Below are 18337 nucleotides of genomic sequence, written 5' to 3'. Positions count from 1 at the left end.
CCTGGCCGACATCTTCGGACGGCACGTGTTAGCGGATCGTCGTCACGCTGCACGAGCGCCCGAGGGCGCTCCTGCGGGGGATCGGGAGGCGACAGACGCTCGGCTGCCGCCGCATCACCCGTTGTCCTGCAACGCCAGCTGCATGTCGCGCTGGCGACGCTTCTCCTCGCGGGACATGAACCACCAGCCGAGGAATGCGGCGACACTGACGACTAGGATCATCAGTGTGGCGAGCGCATTGATCTTCGGGCTCAGGCCCATGCGGACGGACGAGAACACCTTCATCGGCAGCGTGGTCGAGCTGGGGCCGGCGACGAAGCTGGCGATCACCACATCGTCCAGCGACAGCGTGAAGGCGAGCAGCCAGCCCGACACCAGCGCGGGCGCGATGATCGGCAGCGTGATCAGGAAGAACACCTTGATCCGGTTCGCGCCCAGGTCCATCGCGGCTTCCTCCAGGGACTTGTCCAGTTCGGACAGCCGCGAGGACACCACGACCGTGACGAAGGCCAGGGTGAAGGTCACGTGCGCGATCCAGATCGACAGGATGCCGCGCGGCTGCAGCCCGACCACCTGCCCCAGCGAAACGAACATCAGCAGGATCGACAGGCCGATGATCACCTCCGGCATCACCAGCGGTGCGGTGATCAGTGCGCCGAACAGCGTCTTGCCCGGGAAACGGCGCATGCGCGTCATCACCAGCGCCGCCATCGTGCCGAGCACCACGGCGGCGGTCGCGGTCCAGAACGCCACCTTGATGCTGATCCACGCGGCCTGCAGCATCTGCTTGTCGCGGAACAGCTCGACGTACCACTTGAACGAGAAGCCGGACCAGACCGTGGCCAGGCGCGACTCGTTGAAGGAATACACCATCAGGATGATGACCGGGATGTAGAGGAAGGCGAATCCCAGCCCCAGCACCGTCCAGTTGACGGCGCGCTGTCCGGCGCGGCTCATGTCAGCCTCCCTTCCATCTCGCGCTGCTGCACCCGGTTGAAGATCAGGATCGGGATCAGCAGCAGGATCAGCATGACGATGGCCACCGCCGAGGCCGCCGGCCAGTCGCGGTTGTTGAAGAACTCGCCCCACAGCACCCGGCCGATCATCAGCGTGTCCGGCCCGCCCAGCAGTTCGGGAATGACGAACTCGCCCACCGCCGGGATCATCACCAGCATGCAGCCGGCGATGATGCCGGCCTTGGACAGTGGCAGCGTGATGGTGAAGAAGGCCTTCCACGGCTTCGCACCGAGATCGTAGGCCGCTTCCAGCAACCGGTGATCGTGCTTCACCAGATTCGTGTACAGCGGCAGCACCATGAACGGCAGGTAGCAGTACACGATGCCGATGTATGCCGCCAGCGGCGTGTACAGGATCTGCAGCGGCTCGTCGATCAGGCCGATCTTCATCAGCAGGTTGTTGAGCAGCCCGTTGTTCTTGAGGATGCCGATCCAGGCATAGACGCGGATCAGGAACGAGGTCCACGACGGCAGCACCACAAGCATCATCGCGATGTTGCGCGAAGAGGGCGGCAGGCGTGCGATGACGTAGGCGATAGGGTACGCCACCAGCAACGCGAGGAAGGTGGAGATAGCCGCGATCTTGATCGAACTGAGGTAGGCGGCCACATACTGCGAGTCGGTGAACAGCGCCGCGTAGTTGCCCAGGTTGAGCTTGAGTGTCAGCGCCTCGTCGATGTACTCGAGGATGGGCGTGTACGGCGGCATCGCGATCGCCAGCTTGGCGAACGAGATCTTCAGCACGATCAGGAACGGAATGGCGAAGAACAGCAGCAGCCAGACGTAGGGCACCGAGATCACGCCCCAGCGCGGCCCCGGCATGCGCTTCTGCAGCGAGCGGAGGAGGTTCATGAGGTCAGCACCACGCCGTCGTTGTCGCCCCACCAGACCCAGACTTCGTCGTTCCAGGTGAGCCCCTCGCTGGCCCAGCGCTGCACGTTGGCGAAGTTGGCCATGAACTTGTAACCGCTCGGCAGGCGTACGTGGTAGACCGAATGGCTGCCGAAGTAGGCGATGTCCTCGATGACGCCCTTGGCCTTGTTGTGCGGCTGCGGCGGCTCGTCCTTGCCGATGCCCAGCTTCTCCGGCCGCACGGCGAAACCCACTTCCTGCCCTTCGAACCCCGAAATGCCGTGGCCGATGTAGATCGGGTCCGGCAGCTGCGGCGAGCGGATGGTCACGTAGTTCGCCTCGTCCTCCTCCACCGCGCCTTCGATCAGGTTGACCGAGCCGATGAACTCGGCGGCGAAGCGGCTGGTGGGCTGCTCGTAGATCTCGTCCGGCGTGCCGACCTGGCGGATCCAGCCCTGGTCCATCAGCGCGATGCGGGTGGCCATGGTCATGGCCTCTTCCTGGTCGTGGGTGACCATCACGCAGGTCACGCCCGACTTCTCGATGATGCTGACCAGCTCCAGCTGCATCTGCGAACGCAGCTTCTTGTCCAGCGCGCCCATCGGCTCGTCGAGCAGCAGCAGCTTCGGTCCCTTGGCCAGCGACCGCGCCAGCGCCACGCGCTGCTGCTGGCCGCCGGAGAGCTGGTGCGGCTTGCGCTTGGCCAGCTTGCCCAGCTGCACCAATGCCAGCATCTCCTCGACCCGCTTCCTGATGGCGTCCTTGGACAGGCCATCCTGCTTCAGGCCGAAGGCGATGTTCTGCTCCACCGTCATGTGCGGAAACAGCGCGTACGACTGGAACATCATGTTGAGCGGACGCTCGTACGGCGGCAGGTCGTTGAGCAGTTGCCCGTCCAGGTAGATCTTGCCCGACGACGGCTTCTCGAAGCCCGCCAGGCAGCGCAGCAGCGTGGATTTGCCACTGCCCGAGCCGCCCAGCAGCGCGAAGATCTCGCCCTTGCGGATGGTCAGGTTGGTGTCGTCGACCGCCACGAACCCGTCGAACTCCTTGCGCACGTCGACGATGCGCAGGTACTCCTGCGCATTCGCCTTGCCGTTCGATGCCGCGCCATTGCCCTGTTCTGCCGCCATGGAGGTCCCCTGGTCGCCGGCCCGCGTGGGCGCCGGCGTGGATGTGGATGTCTGCGATCCGCCCGTGCCGGGAGGGACGGCGTCCGTCCCGGCACCGCAGCGCTTACTTGCCGGTCTTCAGCTCGGTCCAGATGCGCGTGTACTGGCGATCGACCTCGGGCGTGATGATGGCGAAGGTGAACAGCTTGGCTTCCACTTCCGGCGTCGGATAGATCGTCGGATCCTCGGTGATGGACTTGTCCATCAGCGCCTTCGCTTTCGGCACGGCGTTCGGGTAGCTGATGAAGTTGGAGTTGTTGGCCATCACCTGCGGGTCGAGCAGGTTGTTGATGAAGGCATAGGCCTCGTCCAGGTGCTTGGCGTCCTTGGGGATGGCCAGCATGTCGAACCACTGCGGCGCGCCTTCCTTCGGGATGGCGTAGGCGATGTTGACGCCGTTCTTGGCTTCGACCGCGCGATCGCGGGCCTGGATGATGTCGCCCGACCAGCCGACGACCAGGCAGGTGTCGCCGTTGGCCATCGCATCGATGTACTGCGAGGAATGGAAGTTGGTGATGTAGGGACGGATGGTCTTCAGCAGCGCGGCCGCCTTGTCGATCACCGCCGGATCCTGGCTGTTCGGGTCCTCGCCCAGGTAGTTCAGCGCGATCGGGATGATCTCGGACGGCGTGTCGAGGAAGGTCACGCCGCAGTCCTTCAGCTTGCTGATGTTCTCCGGCTTGAACACGATGTCCAGGCTGTTGGCGATGTCGGTGTTGCCGAACGCGGCCTTGACCTTGTCGACGTTGTAGCCGATGCCGGTGGTGCCCCACATGTAGGGGACGGCGTACCGGTTGCCCGGGTCCTGGTTTTCCAGCCGTTTCATGATGGCCGGGTCCAGGTTGGCGTAGTTCGGGATCTTGGACTTGTCCAGCGGCAGGAACACGCCCGCCTGGATCTGCCGGCCGAGGAAGTTCATCGTCGGCACGACCACGTCGTAGCCGCTGCTGCCGGCCAGCAGTTTCGTCTCCAGTACCTCGTTGCTGTCGAACACGTCGTAGGTCACCTTGATGCCGGTGGCCTTCTCGAAGTTCGGTATGGTGTCCTCGGCGATGTAGTCGGACCAGTTGTAGACATTGACCTGCTTGCCGCCACTCCCCGCATCGGCGCCGCCTCCGCCGCCGGATGTTCCGCCACAGGCGGCAAGGGTACAGAGGGCTAGGGTCGTTGCCAGTACGCGCAGTTTCATCAAACTCTCTCCGTTCGGCCCGCGAGGGCGGCGTGATGTGGTCCCTTGTCGGCCATCGGCCGCCGCAGGCGTGCTGTCATTGCTGTGGCCGGTTCCGTGCCGTACTGCTCCCCTGCCCCTCCCCGGTGGCGCCTCCGCTCGCGCGGGCGGCGCCACGATGACGAAGGGCGCGTCCGTCATGGCACGCGCCCCTGTGTTTCAGCGTCCGGTCTTCAGATCCGTCCAGATGCGCGTGTATTGGCGATCCACCTCCGGCGGAAGGACCGCGAAGGTGAAGAGCTTCGCGTCCACGTCCTCCGGCGGATAGATCGTCGGATCGTCCGCGATGGCCTTGTCGACCAGCGGCTTCGACGCCGGCACCGGATTCGGATAGGTCACGTAGTTGGTGTTCGCCGCGGCGACCTTCGGATCCAGCAGGTAATTGATGAACGCGTAGGCGTTGTCGACGTTCTTCGCATCCTTCGGGATGGCGAGCATGTCGAACCACTGCGGCGCCCCCTCCTTGGGGATGGAGTACGCCACCTTCACGCCGTTGCCCGACTCGGCCGCGCGATCGCGCGCCTGGATGATGTCGCCCGACCAGCCGACGACCAGGCAGACATCGCCGTTGGCCAGATCGTTGATGTACGAGGAGGAATGGAAGTTGCGGATGTAGGGACGGATGGTCTTCAGCAGCGCCGCCGCCTTGTCGATCACCGCCGGATCGAAGCTGTGCGGGTCTTCGCCGAGGTAGTTCAGCGCGATCGGGATCAGTTCCGACGGCGTGTCCAGCACGGTGATGCCGCAGTCCTTCAGCTTGGCCGCGTTCTCCGGCTTGAACACCACGTCCCAGCTGCCGGTCACGGCGGTGTCGCCGAAGATGGCCTTGACCTTGTCGACGTTGTAACCGATGCCGCTGGTGCCCCACAGGTAGGGCACGGCGTACTGGTTGCCCGGATCCTGCAGCGCGATGCGCTCCAGCATCTTCGGGTCGACGTTCTTCAGGTTCGGGATCTTGCTCTTGTCCAGCGGCAGGAACACGCCCGCCTGGATCTGCCGGCCCAGGAAGCTCAGCGACGGCACCACGACGTCGTAGCCGCTGCTGCCGGCCAGCAGCTTGGTCTCGACCATCTCGTCGCTGTCGAACACGTCGTAGGTCACCTTGACGCCCGACTGCTGCTCGAAGTCCGGGATCGTGTCCTCGGCGATGTAGTCGGACCAGTTGTAGACGTTCAATGCCTTGGACGACGGGCCATCGGCGGCCGTTCCATCCTTGCCGCCACAGGCAGCCAGCGCGGCGGCGGCCAGCATGACGGTGAGGGTCTTGAGCTTCATCGGGGTCTCCATGCAACGGGATCGGGGGAGGGAACCATCATACGCCCGGGCTGCGACGCTGTGACGCAGCGCACGGACCGTTCGATGGCCTCACATGCCCAGGTCCGTCGCGGTGTCGTTGAGTGCCTTCCACGTCTTCTCGAACAGTTCGTCGACCTGCGCGCGGGTGATCACCAGCGGCGGCGACAGCAGCATCGCGTCCCAGGTCGCACGCAGGATCAGGCCGTGTTTCAGCGCATGGTCGCGGCAGCGCGGGCCGACCGTACCGCGCTCGGGGAAGAACGCGCGCTTGCGCTTGTCGGGCACCAGCTCCAGCGCGCCGACCATGCCGGCGATGCGGGCCTGGCCGACCAGCCGGTGTTCGCCCAGCTCTGCCCAGCGCTGCGCCAGATAGGGGGCGATCTCGGTCTTCGCATGCTCGACGATCTTCTCGTCCTGCAGGATGCGGATGTTCTCCAGCGCCACCGCCGCGCACACCGGATGGCCCGAATAGGTGGCGCCATGCGCCAGCTCACCGCCCTGCTCCTTCAGCACCTTCGAGATGCGGTCGTTGAACATCGCCGCGCCCAGCGGGATGTAGCCGGAGGTGATGCCCTTGGCGATCGGCATGATGTCCGGCTGGAAACCGAAATACTGCGAGCCGAACCATTCGCCGGTGCGCCCGAAACCGCAGATGACCTCGTCGGCGACCAGCAGCACGTCGTACCGCCGGCAGATGCGCTCGATCTCGGGCCAGTAGGTTTTCGGCGGGATGTAGACGCCGATGGCGCCCATGATGGGCTCGCCGATGAAGGCGGCCACGCGGTCGGGGCCGAGTTCGAGGATCTTCTGTTCCAGCCGGCGCGCCGCGACCAGGCCGTACTCGTCCTCCGACAGGTCGCCGCCATCGGCGAACCAGAACGGCGGATCGATGTGGTGGATGTCCGGGATCGGCAGGCCGCCCTGCTTGTGCATGCCCTTCATGCCGCCCAGGCTGGCGCCCGCCATGGTGGTGCCGTGATAGCCGTCATGGCGGCCGATGAAAATGGTCTTCTGCGGCTGGTCCTGCACCGCCCAGAAGTGGCGGACCAGGCGCAGGATGGTGTCGTTGGCTTCCGAGCCGGAATTGACGAAGAACGAATGGTTGAGGTCGCCCGGGGCGAGCTCCGCCAGCTTGGCGGCCAGTGCGATTGTCGGCTCGGTCGTGCACTGGAAGAAGCTGTTGTAGTACGCGAGCTGCGTCATCTGCTTCGATGCGACTTCGCCCAGCTCCTTGCGCCCGTAGCCGACATTGACGCACCACAGGCCGGCGAACGCGTCGAGCAGCTGGTTGCCGTCGGCATCCCAGACGTAGCAGCCCTCGCCCCGCGTCAGGATGCGCGTGCCCCTCTTCGCCAGTGCGGCGTTGTCGTTGAACGGATGCAGGTGGTGCTCGGCATCGAGCTTCTGCAGGGTGCGGGTATCGAGTCGGGTCATGTGAGCTCCAGAATTGAGTCCCTCCCACCGGGAGAGGGGTTGGGGTAAGGGTCCGGCGGCACTATCGGCGGTGAACCATCCCGATGCCGCCGCACCCTCATCCGGCGCTTCGCGCCACCTTCTCCCGGCGGGAGAAGGGAACAACCATCAGACGTTCAACAGCAGGAATTCCCGCTCCCACGAACTGATCACGCGGAAGAAGGTCTCGTACTCCTTTCGCTTGACCGAAACGTACGCACGCACGAAGCGCGCGCCCATCAGCTCCTGCAGCGGCTTGCAGCCTTCCAGTTCGTCCAGCGCCTCGCCCAGCGAGCGCGGCAGCTCGAAGCCGATGTCCTGCGCACTGCTGGCCAGCGGCTCGGTCGGCTTGAGCTGTTCGCGGATGCCGAGCAGGCCGCAGGCCAGCGTGGCCGCCATGGCGAGATAGGGGTTGGCGTCGGAACCGGCGAAGCGGCTTTCCACGCGCATGTTCTCCGGCGTGTCCATCGGCACGCGCAGGCCGCAGGTACGGTTGTCGTATCCCCACTGTACGTTGATCGGCGCGACCTGCCCCAGCGCCAGCCGGCGATAGGAATTGACGTTGGGTCCGAAGAACGCCATCGCCATCGGCACGTACTTCTGCAGGCCGGCCAGGTAATGGCCGAACAGCTTGCTGCCCTTGCCCTCGCTCTTGCCGGTGAAGACATTGCGGCCGGTCTTCACGTCCAGCAGGCTCTGATGGATGTGCATGGCGCTGCCGGGCTCGTTCTCCATCGGCTTGGCCAGGAAGGTGGCGTACACGCCGTGGCGCATCGCCGCCTCGCGCATCGTGCGCTTGAACAGGAACACCTGGTCCGCGCGCGACAGCGCGTCGTCGTGGGTGAAGTTGACCTCCAGCTGCGCGGCGCCGGATTCGTGGATCAGCGTGTCCACGTCCAGCTCCATCGCGTCGCAGTAGTCGTACATCAGGTCGAGGATCGGGTCGAACTCGTTCACCGCATCGATGGAATACGACTGTCGCGCCGTTTCCGGTCGGCCCGAACGGCCTGCGGGCGGCAGCAGCGGGAAGTCCGGGTCGGTGTTCTTCTGCACCAGGAAGAACTCCAGCTCCGGTGCCACCACCGGGCGCAGACCTTCCTTCTCGTAGGCCGCCAGCACGCGCCGCAGCACGTTGCGCGGCGCGAGGTCGTGCGGCTTGCCGTCCTTGGTATGGCAGTCGTGGATCACCTGCGCGGTGGGGTCGGTCGCCCATGGCACCATGCGCACGGTGTCGGGATCGGGACGCAGGAACATGTCCGAATCCGACGGCGAGGTCAGATCGTAGTAGTCGTCCGGATAATCGCCGGTGACGGTGGTGGCGAAGATGCCCTCGGGCAGGCGCGTACCGTAGTCGTGGCTGAACTTGTCGGCCGGGATGATCTTGCCGCGCGCGATGCCGGTGATGTCGGGCACCAGGCATTCGACCTCGGTGATGCTGCGCTCCCTCAGCCAGCGGCGCAGCGAGCTGTCGGCCGGCTCGACGGCCGCGGTCTTCTTTCGTTGTGTGGGTTTCTGGCTCATGGTGTCCGCGCGGTCAGGGAAGGAGGAAAGGACTGCCGCGTGTCGCGGCCAAGCTCCACGGCGCCACCACGTCGTGGCCAGCGCCTCCTCCCCGGGGCGGGGGATGCCGCCGCTTCATGCCGCCACTCCGAGCCGCTGCGCGCGCACCCGGCACGCATCGCCGAAGGCGCGGAAGATCGACAGGTAGAACGGGTTCTCCGCCACCTTCCATTCCGGATGCCACTGCACGGCCAGCATGAACGCCGTTCCATCGTGGCGGAATGCCTCGATCAGCCCGTCCGGCGCCTGCGCCTCGACGACCAGGCCGTCGCCGAGCCCGCGCACGCCCTGGCCGTGCAGCGAATTGACGGTGGCGCGCGTGTCGCCGGCCAGCGTGGCGAGCAGGCCGCCCGGCACCAGCGCGATGTCGTGCGCCGGCCCGTACTGCACGTCCAGCGGATCGTCCTTGTTCTCGCGATGGTCCATGAAACCGGGGTGCTCGTGCACTTTCTGGTACAGCGTGCCGCCGAAGGCGACGTTGACTTCCTGGAAGCCGCGGCAGATCGCCAGCACCGGCACACCCATCTCGATCGCGAGCGGAATAAGCGGCAGGTTGGTGGCGTCGCGACGCGGATCCAGCAGGTTGCCTTCATAACTGGATTCGTCGCTGTAATGGTGCGGTTCGATGTTGCTCACGGCGCCGGTCAGCAGCAGGCCGTCGAGGCCGTCGAGCACCTGGCGCAGCGGCAGCACGGGGTCCAGCGTGGGGATGAGCAGAGGCAGGCAGCCTGCCCCGTCGACCACCGCGCGGACGTATTTCTCGCCGACGGCAAGGAAGGGATGCGCACCGATTTGCTTGTGGTCGGTCGGCAGACCGACCCGCGGCAGCGGGGTCATGCAGGAAGCCCGGAATGGCTTGCAGGCACGTTAACCCGGCCGTTTTATTTTTACAACACGAGAGCCCCAAGAGGCGTTCTCGGCGCTGATATGGTGCGCCGCGGCACCAATTTCGGGCATTTCCGCGGCTTACGGGAATTCTTCCGTTGAGTATTCTTGACGCGCCGATCGCTCTGCTAAGCTGCGCCGCAGCCTCCTGGATGACCACCATGCGCCCCGATTCCGTTGCGCTTTCCCTGCCCGACGACGATGCCGCCACGCTGGCGGCGATGCCCGACTGCGAGCAGATCGACCTGCTGCTGCCGGACATGAACGGATTGCTGCGCGGTAAGCGCGTCACCCGCGATGCGCTGGAGAAGGTCTACCGCGACGGCGTCTGCCTGCCGATGTCGCTGATCGCCACCGATATCACCGGCAACACGGTCGAGGAGACCGGCCTGGGTTACGACATCGGCGACGAGGACCGCATCTGCCGCCCCGTGCCGGGCTCGCTGCGGCCCGTGCCCTGGTCGCCGCGTCCGGCCGCACAGGTGCTGCTGAGCATGGAGGACGCACAGGGCGGCATGTTCGAGGCCAATCCGCGCGAAGTGCTGAAGCGCGTGCTCGCGCGTTACGCCGCACGAGGCTTGAAACCGGTGGTTGCGGTGGAACTGGAGTTCTACCTGTTCGACCAGCGCCTGGACGATGCCGGTCGACCGCGTACGTCGTTCAATCCGGCGACGGGCCAGCGCAACACCAGCACGCAGGTCTACTACATGGAAGACCTCAACGACTACCGCGGCTTCACCGACGCTGTCGCCGCCGCATGCCGCGCGCAGCGCATCCCGGCCGACACCGCCGTGGCGGAGTACGCACCCGGGCAGTTCGAGATCAACCTCAAGCACCGCGACGATGCCCTGCTCGCCTGCGACGACGCGATCTACCTCAAGCGCGCGATCAAGGCGGTGGCGCAACAGCAGGGACTGATGGCCAGCTTCATGGCCAAACCGTTCGCCGAACAGGCCGGCAGCGGCATGCACATCCACGCCAGCGTGCTGGATGCGGACGGCCGCAACCTCTTCGCCTCGCCGCCCTCCGCGCCGGCCGACGCGCTGAAGCACGCCATCGGCGGCCTGCAACGCAGCGACCAGGACGCCCTGCTGCTGTTCGCCCCGCACGCCAACAGCTACCGGCGCTTCGTGCTGAACGCGTTCGTGCCGCTCAACGACGTGTGGGGCTACAACAACCGCACGGTCGCCATGCGCATTCCGCACAGCGACGAGGCCAACACCCGCATCGAGCACCGCATCGCCGGCGCCGACGCCAATATCTACCTGGTCACCGCCGCCGTGCTGGCTGGCATGCTGCATGGCATCGAGCACGGCTTCGATCCGGGCCCGCCGATCACCGGCAACGCCTACGAACAGACCGAGATCCGCACGCCGTTCTGGCGCGAGGCCATCGCGTCCTTCATGGGCAGCGAGTTCATCCGCGAGCAGTTCGGCACGTCGTTCCAGCACATCTACGGCCAGCAGAAGCTCAAGGAGATGCACAGCTTCTATACCGAGGTGACGGACCTGGAGTACGCGTGGTATCTGCGGTCGGTGTGATGGGGAGCGTGTCTTCCCGGACATCGTCATTCCCGCGAAAGCGGGAACCCGGCGACCTCCGCACCGCGAAGACAAAGACATGGGAGCCCCGCCTTCGCGGGGATGACGGCGAGGAGACATCGTGAACCCTCTTCCCACCTCCGCCTACCCTGAGAGCTGGTACGCCGCCAGCATCACGCCGTTACCGGCGCAACCTGCCTTGCTAGGCCGCATCGATGCCGACGTCTGCATCCTCGGCGCCGGCTACACCGGCCTGGCGGCGGCGCTGGAACTGGCCGAAGCGGGCTACAACGTCGTCGTGCTGGAAGCCGAGCGCATCGGCTGGGGCGCGTCGGGGCGCAACGGCGGGCAAGCCATCGCCGGCTTCGGCTGTGGCGAGGCGAAACTGGAGGCGCTGGTCGGCTTCGACGACGCGAAGAAGATGTTCGACCTGTCGGTGGACGGCCTGCGCTGGCTGCGTGGCCGGATCGACCGGCACGGCATCGACTGCGACTGGCGCGACGGCCATGCCACCGTGCCGATCAAGCCGCGCCAGCAGCGCGAGGTCGAACAAGCCGTCGAAGACTTCAACACGCGCTATCGCCATCCGGTGCAATGGTGGAACCGCGAACGCCTGCGCGGCGAACTGGCCAGCGACCGTTACCTGGGTGCGATGTACGACCCGGTCAGCGGCCATCTGCACCCGTTGGCCTACGCGCTCGGCCTGGGGCGCGCGGCGCTCGCGGCGGGCGTGCGCATCTTCGAAGGCTCCCGCGTGACGCAGCTCGTGCGTGGCGCACGCCCCGTGCTGAAGACCGCACAGGGCGAAGCGGTGTGCGACACCGCGATCCTGGCCGGCAATGCGCTGCTGCGCGGGATCGCGCCCGAACTGGAGTCGCGGATGATGCCGGTCGGCACGTACATCGCGGCCACGCCACCGCTCGGCGAGGCCCGCGCGCGCGACCTGATCCGGAACGACATGGCGGTGGCGGACACCAACTGGGCGCTGGACTACTTCCGCCTCGGCCGCGACCACCGGCTGCTGTTCGGCGGCCGTGCCAGCTATTCGACGATGACGCCGCCCAACCTGCGCGGCGTGATGACGCGGCGCATGCACCGCGTTTTTCCGCAGTTGCGGGACGTCGGCATCGAGTACCTCTGGGGCGGGATGATCGACATCTCGCTCAATCGCGCCCCGCACTGGGGGCGGCTGTCGCCCAACCTGTACTTCGCCCAGGGCTTTTCCGGCCACGGCCTGATCGCTGCCGGCCTGGCCGGCACCGTGATGGCCGAGGCGGTCCGCGGCCAGTCCGAACGGCTGGACCTGTTCGCGAAGATCCACCACCTCCCCTTTCCCGGCGGACGTGCCTTGCGGACGCCGCTGCTGGTGGCTGCCATGGGCTGGTACAAGCTGCGCGATGCCCTCTGGTAAGGCAGGCGGCAGCCCCACGCGTTCCGTGACGCCGCTCTCAAGTTCCACCCGCGTGCGCCGATAGACGTGACAGGAAACCTTCCTCGGCCTCCCCGAGCATGTCCAGTCCGCAACGCGTCGCTCCCGCCATCGCCAACGCCCCGCCCCTCCCCCAGCGCATCCTGGTGGTGGAGAACTCGCGTACGCATGCGCGCCTGATCGGCGAGGCCATCGAGCAGAAGCTCAGCCTGCCGGTGGTCTACGCGTCCACGCTGGCGGAAGCGCGGACGACGTTGGAGAAGCATCCGGACTGGTTCATGGTGGTCACCAGCCTGGTGCTGGCCGACGGCAGCCACGACGAGGTGGTCGAGTTCTTCCTGTCGCGCCAGTTGCCGACCGTCGTGGTCAGCGGCGTCTACGACGACGCGGTGCGCGACCAGGTCCTGCGCCGGCAGGTCGTGGACTACGTGCTGAAGAACACGCCAGGCAGCATCGACTATCTGGTCTGGCTGGTGCAGCGCCTGGAGCGCAACCGCCGCATCGCCGCGCTGGTCGTCGATGACTCCCGTTCCGCCCGCCAGCATGCGGCGGCACTGCTGTCGATGTACGGCTTCCGCGTGGTGGAAGCGGCCGACGGCGAAGCCGGCCTGGCCATGCTCGACGCCAATCCCGACATCCGCCTGGCCATCGTCGACCAGGAAATGCCGGGCATGAAGGGCCACGAATTCACCCGCCGCCTGCGCGCGCGGCATGCGCGCGACCACCTGGCGATCATCGGCATCTCGGGCACCAGCGACGGCAGCCTGGTGCCGCGCTTCCTGAAGAGCGGCGCCAACGACTTCCTGCATAAACCTTTTTCGCGCGAGGAGTTCTTCTGCCGCGTCTCGCAGAACATCGACCAGTTGGAGCTGATCGGCACGCTGCAGGACCTCGCCACCCGCGATTTCCTGACCGGCCTGCCGAACCGGCGCCACTTCCTGGCCGAATGCCACGCCCTGCTGCCGAACACGCTGGGACGGCAGCAGTCGGTCACCGCCGCGATCATCGACATCGACCACTTCAAGCATATCAACGACAGCTACGGCCATGAGGCCGGCGACGTCGCGCTGAAGGCGGTCGCGCAGGCCATCGCGCGCCATGCCGGCTCGCAGGACCTGGTCGCCCGCTTCGGCGGCGAGGAGTTCTGCGCGCTGGTGCCGTACCTGGGCGAAAGCGAGTCGGTGGAGTACTTCGAGTCGCTGCGCACCGCGATCGAGTCGATGGACGTCGACGTCGGCAGCCACACGCTGCGCATGACCGTCAGCATCGGCGTGTTCCGTACCCGCTTCCCCGGCCAGACGCTCAACCACCTGATCAGCGAAGCGGATCGTCGGCTGTACCTGGCCAAGGCCGGCGGGCGGAACCGGGTCGTGTCGAGCGGCTGAGCCACTTCTGAACCCCACTGTGGGAGCGACGTAAGTCGCGAGCTTTTTGCTGTCAGTGAGGCCGATCGCGACTTACGTCGCTCCCACACCTGCCATTGCTCCCACCCCGGTCATCACGTCAGCTCCCTGCGACCCTCTGCCGCAGCATTGATCCCGATCAATGCCGCGACGCTTGCGCGCACCTAGATTTCCCCTGCATTCCGGCATCCGCCGGCAGGGGAAGAGACATGACACTGCTGATCTGGCAGGACGACATGGACACGGGCATCGACATCATCGATGGCCAGCACCGCCGCATCGTGGAGATGATCAACCATCTGCACATCACCCAGAAATCGATGGAGCGCTTCGCCGTCGGCGAAGTGATCGACGAACTGGTCGACTACACACTGTCGCACTTCGCCTTCGAGGAAGAGCTGATGGAAGAAGCCGGCTATCCGTTCAGCGCCGCGCACAAGCGCGTGCACGAAGTGTTCACCAAGCGCGTGTCCGAGTATCGCCTGCGCTTCGAGGCCGGCGAGGACATCGTGGACGAACTGCGCAGCATGCTGTCGCGCTGGCTGTTCAACCACATCCGCAACGACGACAAGGCCTATGCGGATTCGGTGAAACGGCACCTCAACCAGTTCGTCCGCGACCACCAGCAAGGCGGCTGGCTCAGCCGCACGGTGAAGCGGCTGTTCGGTTAACGCGCCGCTCCGCGGCGTGGCATCACCAGCAGGGCCACCAGTGTCAGCCCGGCCATCGCCGCCAGGTACCAGCCGACCGACGCAAGCCCGTAACGCTCACCCAGCCGCGTGGCGATGTAGGGCGCCGGCGATGCGCCGAGGATGCCGGCCAGGTTGAACGCCAGCGACGCCCCGGTGTAGCGCACGGCGGTGGGGAACATCTCCGCGAGGATCGTGCCGCAAGGCCCGTAGGTCAGCCCCATCGCGCCCAGTCCCAATGCCAGAAACGCCAGCACGCCCAGGTCGGTGCCGGATTGCAGCAGCGGGGCGAACACGAAACCGAAGCCGATGATCAGCAGCGTGGCGACGATCATCGCGTTGCGCCGCCCGAAGCGGTCCGCGTACAGCGCCGACACCGGGATGGTCAGGGCGAAGAACAGCACGCCAACCATCTGCAGCATCAGGAAATGCTCTCGCGTGTAGCCCAGCTTCGACGTACCCCAGCTCAGCGCGAACACGGTCATCAGGTAGAACAGCACGAACGTGGCGACCAGCGCGAAGGTACCGGTCACCAGCGCGAACGGATGCTCGCGCACGGCGGTCAGCATCGGCACCTTGACGCGCTCGCCCTGGTCCAGCGTCTTCTGGAAGTCCGGCGTCTCGGTGATGCTCAACCGCACCCACAGGCCGACGAACACCAGCACCGCGCTGGCGACGAACGGAATGCGCCAGCCCCAGGCGAGGAACTGCGCGTCGCTCATCAGTTCCGTCAGCAGCAGGAAGATGCCGGTGGAGCACAGGAAGCCGAGCGGCGCGCCCAGCTGCGGGAACATGCCGTACCACGCGCGCTTGCCGGGCGGCGCGTTCTCGGTCGCGAGCAGCACTGCCCCGCCCCACTCCCCGCCCAGACCGATGCCCTGCCCCAGGCGGCACAGCGCGAGCAGCAGCGGCGCCACGATGCCGACCTGCGCGTAGGTCGGCAGCAGGCCGATCAGCACGGTGGAGATACCCATCGTCAACAGCGCCGCCACCAGCGTCGCCTTGCGCCCGATGCGGTCCCCGAAGTGGCCGAACAGCGCCGAACCCACCGGTCGCGCGATGAAGGCCAGCGCGAAGGTGGCGAACGACTGCAGCGTAGCCGTGGTCGGATCGCCCTGCGGGAAGAACAGGTGCGGGAACACCAGCACTGCCGCCGTGGCGTAGATGTAGAAATCGAAGAACTCGATGGTGGTGCCGATCAGGCTGGCGAACAGCACGCGCCGGGGCGAGTTGACGGGCGTGGAGGCAACGGCGGTGGCGGTCATGGACGGGCCGGTCGGTGGGACGGGGCGATTCTGGCAGAACCGGCGGGATACTGTGGGAGCGACATCGGTCGCGACCTCCGTCCTGACTGGCGGACAGCGGCATCGCGACTGACGTCGCTCCCACGGGAAGCATCGTCAACTTCCCAGGTTGATCCAGGTCGCCTTGATCTCGGTGTACTTGTCGAAAGCATGCAGCGACTTGTCGCGGCCGTTGCCGGACTGCTTGTAGCCGCCGAACGGCGCGGTCATGTCGCCGCCGTCCCAGTAGTTCACCCACACGCTGCCGGCGCGCAGCTTGCGCGCGACGCGATGGGCGCGGCTGATGTCGCGCGTCCACACGCCGGCCGCCAGGCCGTACTCGCTGTCGTTGGCCATGCGCAGTGCTTCCTCTTCGCTGTCGAAGGCGATCACCGACAGCACCGGCCCGAAGATCTCCTCCCGGCTGATGGTGTGCTCGTGCGCGACGTCGTCGAACACGGTGGGCTCGAGGTAGCAGCCACCCGCTTCCACATCCGCACGTTGTCCACCCAGCGCAAGGCGCGCGCCTTCGGCCTTGCCCTTCTCGATGTAGTCGAGCACGCGCTGTGTCTGCCCTTCGTCGACCATCGCACCCATCGGCGCGCCGGGGTCGAGCGGATGGCGCGGCCGCATCGCCTTGCCGGCCTCCACCACGCGGGCGACGAACTCGTCCTTGATCGACCGCTCCACCAGCAGGCGCGACGCCGCCGTGCACACCTCGCCCTGGTTGTAGAAGATGCCGCCGGCCGCCGCCTTCGCGGCGACCTCCAGGTCGTGCGCATCGGCAAAGACGATGTTCGGACTCTTGCCACCGCATTCCATGTACGCGCGCTTCATGTTCGACAGGCCCGCGCACTGCAGCAGCCGCTTGCCGACCGCGGTGGACCCGGTGAACACCAGCCCGTCCACGTCCATGTGCAGCGCCAGCGGCTCCCCGGCGGTCTTGCCGAAACCGGGGACCACGTTGAGTACGCCGGCCGGGATGCCGGCCTCGATGGCGATTTCCGCCAGACGGATCGCCGTCAGCGGCGACTTCTCCGAGGGTTTCAGCACGATGGAGTTGCCCATCGCCAGCGCCGGCGCCAGCTTCCACGTCGCCATCAGCAGCGGGAAATTCCACGGCACGATCGCACCGATCACGCCCAGCGGCTCGCGCGTGACCAGCCCCAGCTCGTCCTGGCCGGTGGCGGCGACTTCGCCGTACACCTTGTCCAGCGCTTCGGCGGTCCAGCCCATGCAGCGGATCGTCGCGGCAAGGTCCACGCTGCGCGCATCGCTGACCGGCTTGCCCATGTCCAGCGATTCGAGCAGCGCCAGTTCGTCGGCATGCTCTTCGATCAGCCGGGTGAATTTCAGCAGCACCTTCTTGCGGTGCGTCGGGCGTGCGTTCGACCACGAACCAGCCTCGAAGCTGCGGCGCGCCGCGGCGACGGCACGGTTGATGTCCTCTTCCTGCCCGTCGGCGACTTGGCCCAGCACGCGCCCGTCGATCGGGCTGACGCAGTCGAACGTCTTGCCCGCAGCGGCATCCACGTATTTGCCGTCGATGAAGGCCTGCGTGCGGATCGACAATGCGCTGGCCATGGCCTGCCAGTCCTGTCGCGTGCGGGGATTGCTCATGGGAACTCCTGATTCTGCCCCCTCCCCTGTTGACGGGGGAGGGTTGGGGTGGGGGCAAGCCGGCGCAAAGATCGCTCGCCCTTCGTGATATTTCCGAGTGTGGTTACTCGAACTCCACACTCGAAACATCGAGTCTTTGTCGGGAATGCGGCGCCGTCGCCTCCATCCCAACCTTCCCCGCAGGCGGGGGGAAGGAGCCTTCTCTAGAACGTCGCCGGTGTGTTGGCGCTGACGATCACCGCATCCACCTCACCGACATTACGGAAACGGTGTGGGACGCGGCTTTCGAAGTAGTAGCCTTCGCCGGCCTTCAGCGTACGGACCTGGTCGCCGACGGTGACTTCCACCTCGCCCACGATCACCACGCCGCCCTCCTCGCCATCGTGCGCCAGCATGCTGTCGCCGGTATCGCTGCCGGGCGGCATCACCTCCCGCAGGATGCACATCTGACGCTGCGGCCGGTGCTGGCCCACGAGGAAATAGTGGATGCCGTTGCTGCCCACGTCGGGCAGGTCGCCGGCACCGTAGAACGGACTGTCGGGCAGGCCCTTGTCCAGATCGAGGGTGAAGAAGTCGGCCAGCGAGATCGGGATGCCGTCCAGCACCTTCTTCAGCGAGCTGACCGAAGGGCTGACCTTGTTCTGTTCGATCAGCGAGATGGTGCTGTTGGTGACGCCCACGCGCTTGGCCAGCTCGCGCTGGCTGAGGCCTTTGGATTTGCGGACCAGCTGCAGGCGTGCGCCGATATCCATCACCACCCTTCGGTCGGACCAGATGTCACGGGATACTTTACACCCCGGGGCGTGCGGGTCAATCCACGATTCGGGCCGCCAAGACCCGCCCGTGCTGCGGCTTTCCACCAACCAGGCGATTGCCTTGGAAACCGCGCTACGCCACGGTTGTAAAGTTTT

At 66.2% G+C, this 18337-nt stretch carries 15 protein-coding genes; 4 read left to right on the top strand and 11 right to left on the bottom strand.

All coding sequences use genetic code 11. From position 1 onward, the window contains the following. Positions 1 to 114 precede the first annotated feature (114 nt). The 8 genes from AC1Q5B_RS09885 to AC1Q5B_RS09850 all read right to left on the bottom strand — a co-directional run bounded on the left by AC1Q5B_RS09885 (position 115) and on the right by AC1Q5B_RS09850 (position 9413). Entirely contained in the window at positions 115 to 957 is an 843-nt protein-coding gene (locus AC1Q5B_RS09885) for an ABC transporter permease subunit (protein ID WP_492631506.1), read from the bottom strand. Next, on the bottom strand, positions 954 to 1838 hold the full coding sequence (locus AC1Q5B_RS09880; RefSeq protein WP_492632079.1) for an ABC transporter permease subunit: 885 nt from the start codon (positions 1836 to 1838) through the stop codon (positions 954 to 956). The genes AC1Q5B_RS09885 and AC1Q5B_RS09880 overlap by 4 nt, the downstream gene beginning before the upstream one ends. Before the next feature lie 26 nt (positions 1839 to 1864). After that, positions 1865 to 3001 carry an ABC transporter ATP-binding protein gene (locus AC1Q5B_RS09875; RefSeq protein ID WP_492631505.1) on the bottom strand — a complete coding sequence of 379 codons (1137 nt, stop codon included), beginning with the start codon at positions 2999 to 3001 and terminating at the stop codon, positions 1865 to 1867. Between the two features lie 103 nt (positions 3002 to 3104). Further along, a complete protein-coding gene (locus AC1Q5B_RS09870) occupies positions 3105 to 4229 on the bottom strand; it encodes a polyamine ABC transporter substrate-binding protein (protein WP_492631504.1) in 1125 nt (374 codons plus the stop codon). A gap of 198 nt (positions 4230 to 4427) precedes the next feature. Continuing rightward, on the bottom strand, positions 4428 to 5543 hold the full coding sequence (locus AC1Q5B_RS09865; protein ID WP_492631503.1) for a polyamine ABC transporter substrate-binding protein: 1116 nt from the start codon (positions 5541 to 5543) through the stop codon (positions 4428 to 4430). 90 nt (positions 5544 to 5633) lie between these two features. Continuing rightward, complete coding sequence (locus tag AC1Q5B_RS09860) at positions 5634 to 6998, bottom strand: aspartate aminotransferase family protein (RefSeq protein ID WP_492631502.1); 1365 nt, start codon at positions 6996 to 6998, stop codon at positions 5634 to 5636. A 147-nt stretch (positions 6999 to 7145) separates the two neighbouring features. Next, positions 7146 to 8537, bottom strand: coding sequence for a glutamine synthetase family protein (locus tag AC1Q5B_RS09855; protein WP_492631501.1), 1392 nt, complete (start codon positions 8535 to 8537; stop codon positions 7146 to 7148). A 114-nt stretch (positions 8538 to 8651) separates the two neighbouring features. Then, entirely contained in the window at positions 8652 to 9413 is a 762-nt protein-coding gene (locus tag AC1Q5B_RS09850) for a gamma-glutamyl-gamma-aminobutyrate hydrolase family protein (RefSeq protein ID WP_492631500.1), read from the bottom strand. Positions 9414 to 9622: 209 nt separating this feature from the next. Here AC1Q5B_RS09850 and AC1Q5B_RS09845 point away from each other — a divergent pair, with 209 nt between their 5' ends. From AC1Q5B_RS09845 to AC1Q5B_RS09830, 4 genes are all read left to right on the top strand, one after another. Beyond that, positions 9623 to 11002 (top strand): glutamine synthetase family protein, encoded by a 1380-nt coding sequence (locus tag AC1Q5B_RS09845; protein ID WP_492631499.1) that lies wholly within the window; start codon positions 9623 to 9625, stop codon positions 11000 to 11002. A 121-nt stretch (positions 11003 to 11123) separates the two neighbouring features. Next, positions 11124 to 12413: an NAD(P)/FAD-dependent oxidoreductase gene (locus tag AC1Q5B_RS09840; protein ID WP_492631498.1), complete on the top strand. Its 1290-nt coding sequence runs from the start codon at positions 11124 to 11126 to the stop codon at positions 12411 to 12413. Positions 12414 to 12511: 98 nt separating this feature from the next. Continuing rightward, complete coding sequence (locus AC1Q5B_RS09835; RefSeq protein ID WP_492631497.1) at positions 12512 to 13816, top strand: diguanylate cyclase; 1305 nt, start codon at positions 12512 to 12514, stop codon at positions 13814 to 13816. A gap of 227 nt (positions 13817 to 14043) precedes the next feature. Continuing rightward, the gene (locus AC1Q5B_RS09830) at positions 14044 to 14505 is read left to right on the top strand and encodes a bacteriohemerythrin (RefSeq protein ID WP_492631496.1); all 462 of its coding nucleotides are present in this window, start codon (positions 14044 to 14046) and stop codon (positions 14503 to 14505) included. Here the strand turns inward: AC1Q5B_RS09830 and AC1Q5B_RS09825 are convergent. From AC1Q5B_RS09825 to AC1Q5B_RS09815, 3 genes are all read right to left on the bottom strand, one after another. Beyond that, positions 14502 to 15788 carry an MFS transporter gene (locus AC1Q5B_RS09825; RefSeq protein WP_492631495.1) on the bottom strand — a complete coding sequence of 429 codons (1287 nt, stop codon included), beginning with the start codon at positions 15786 to 15788 and terminating at the stop codon, positions 14502 to 14504. The two genes, AC1Q5B_RS09830 and AC1Q5B_RS09825, sit on opposite strands and share 4 nt — an antisense overlap. 135 nt (positions 15789 to 15923) lie before the next feature. Next, positions 15924 to 17426: an aldehyde dehydrogenase gene (locus AC1Q5B_RS09820; RefSeq protein ID WP_492631494.1), complete on the bottom strand. Its 1503-nt coding sequence runs from the start codon at positions 17424 to 17426 to the stop codon at positions 15924 to 15926. A gap of 203 nt (positions 17427 to 17629) precedes the next feature. Next, positions 17630 to 18178: a cupin domain-containing protein gene (locus AC1Q5B_RS09815; RefSeq protein ID WP_492631493.1), complete on the bottom strand. Its 549-nt coding sequence runs from the start codon at positions 18176 to 18178 to the stop codon at positions 17630 to 17632. Positions 18179 to 18337 lie beyond the last annotated feature (159 nt).

This window comes from Pseudoxanthomonas sp. GW835-FHT14C01 (genome assembly GCF_058793715.1).
The sequence above is the reverse complement of the archived record's forward strand: the minus strand, read 5'-3'. Positions and strand labels throughout refer to the sequence as shown.

Bases quoted from the DNA above. Each gene is read 5' to 3' on its own strand.
- AC1Q5B_RS09885 (WP_492631506.1), bottom strand. From the start codon at position 957: ATGAGCCGCGCCGGACAGCGCGCCGTCAACTGGACGGTGCTGGGGCTG.
- AC1Q5B_RS09880 (WP_492632079.1), bottom strand. From the start codon at position 1,838: ATGCCGGGGCCGCGCTGGGGCGTGATCTCGGTGCCCTACGTCTGGCTG.
- AC1Q5B_RS09875 (WP_492631505.1), bottom strand. From the start codon at position 3,001: ATGGCGGCAGAACAGGGCAATGGCGCGGCATCGAACGGCAAGGCGAAT.
- AC1Q5B_RS09870 (WP_492631504.1), bottom strand. From the start codon at position 4,229: ATGAAACTGCGCGTACTGGCAACGACCCTAGCCCTCTGTACCCTTGCC.
- AC1Q5B_RS09865 (WP_492631503.1), bottom strand. From the start codon at position 5,543: ATGAAGCTCAAGACCCTCACCGTCATGCTGGCCGCCGCCGCGCTGGCT.
- AC1Q5B_RS09860 (WP_492631502.1), bottom strand. From the start codon at position 6,998: ATGACCCGACTCGATACCCGCACCCTGCAGAAGCTCGATGCCGAGCAC.
- AC1Q5B_RS09855 (WP_492631501.1), bottom strand. From the start codon at position 8,537: ATGAGCCAGAAACCCACACAACGAAAGAAGACCGCGGCCGTCGAGCCG.
- AC1Q5B_RS09850 (WP_492631500.1), bottom strand. From the start codon at position 9,413: ATGACCCCGCTGCCGCGGGTCGGTCTGCCGACCGACCACAAGCAAATC.
- AC1Q5B_RS09845 (WP_492631499.1), top strand. From the start codon at position 9,623: ATGCGCCCCGATTCCGTTGCGCTTTCCCTGCCCGACGACGATGCCGCC.
- AC1Q5B_RS09835 (WP_492631497.1), top strand. From the start codon at position 12,512: ATGTCCAGTCCGCAACGCGTCGCTCCCGCCATCGCCAACGCCCCGCCC.
- AC1Q5B_RS09830 (WP_492631496.1), top strand. From the start codon at position 14,044: ATGACACTGCTGATCTGGCAGGACGACATGGACACGGGCATCGACATC.
- AC1Q5B_RS09825 (WP_492631495.1), bottom strand. From the start codon at position 15,788: ATGACCGCCACCGCCGTTGCCTCCACGCCCGTCAACTCGCCCCGGCGC.
- AC1Q5B_RS09820 (WP_492631494.1), bottom strand. From the start codon at position 17,426: ATGAGCAATCCCCGCACGCGACAGGACTGGCAGGCCATGGCCAGCGCA.
- AC1Q5B_RS09815 (WP_492631493.1), bottom strand. From the start codon at position 18,178: ATGGATATCGGCGCACGCCTGCAGCTGGTCCGCAAATCCAAAGGCCTC.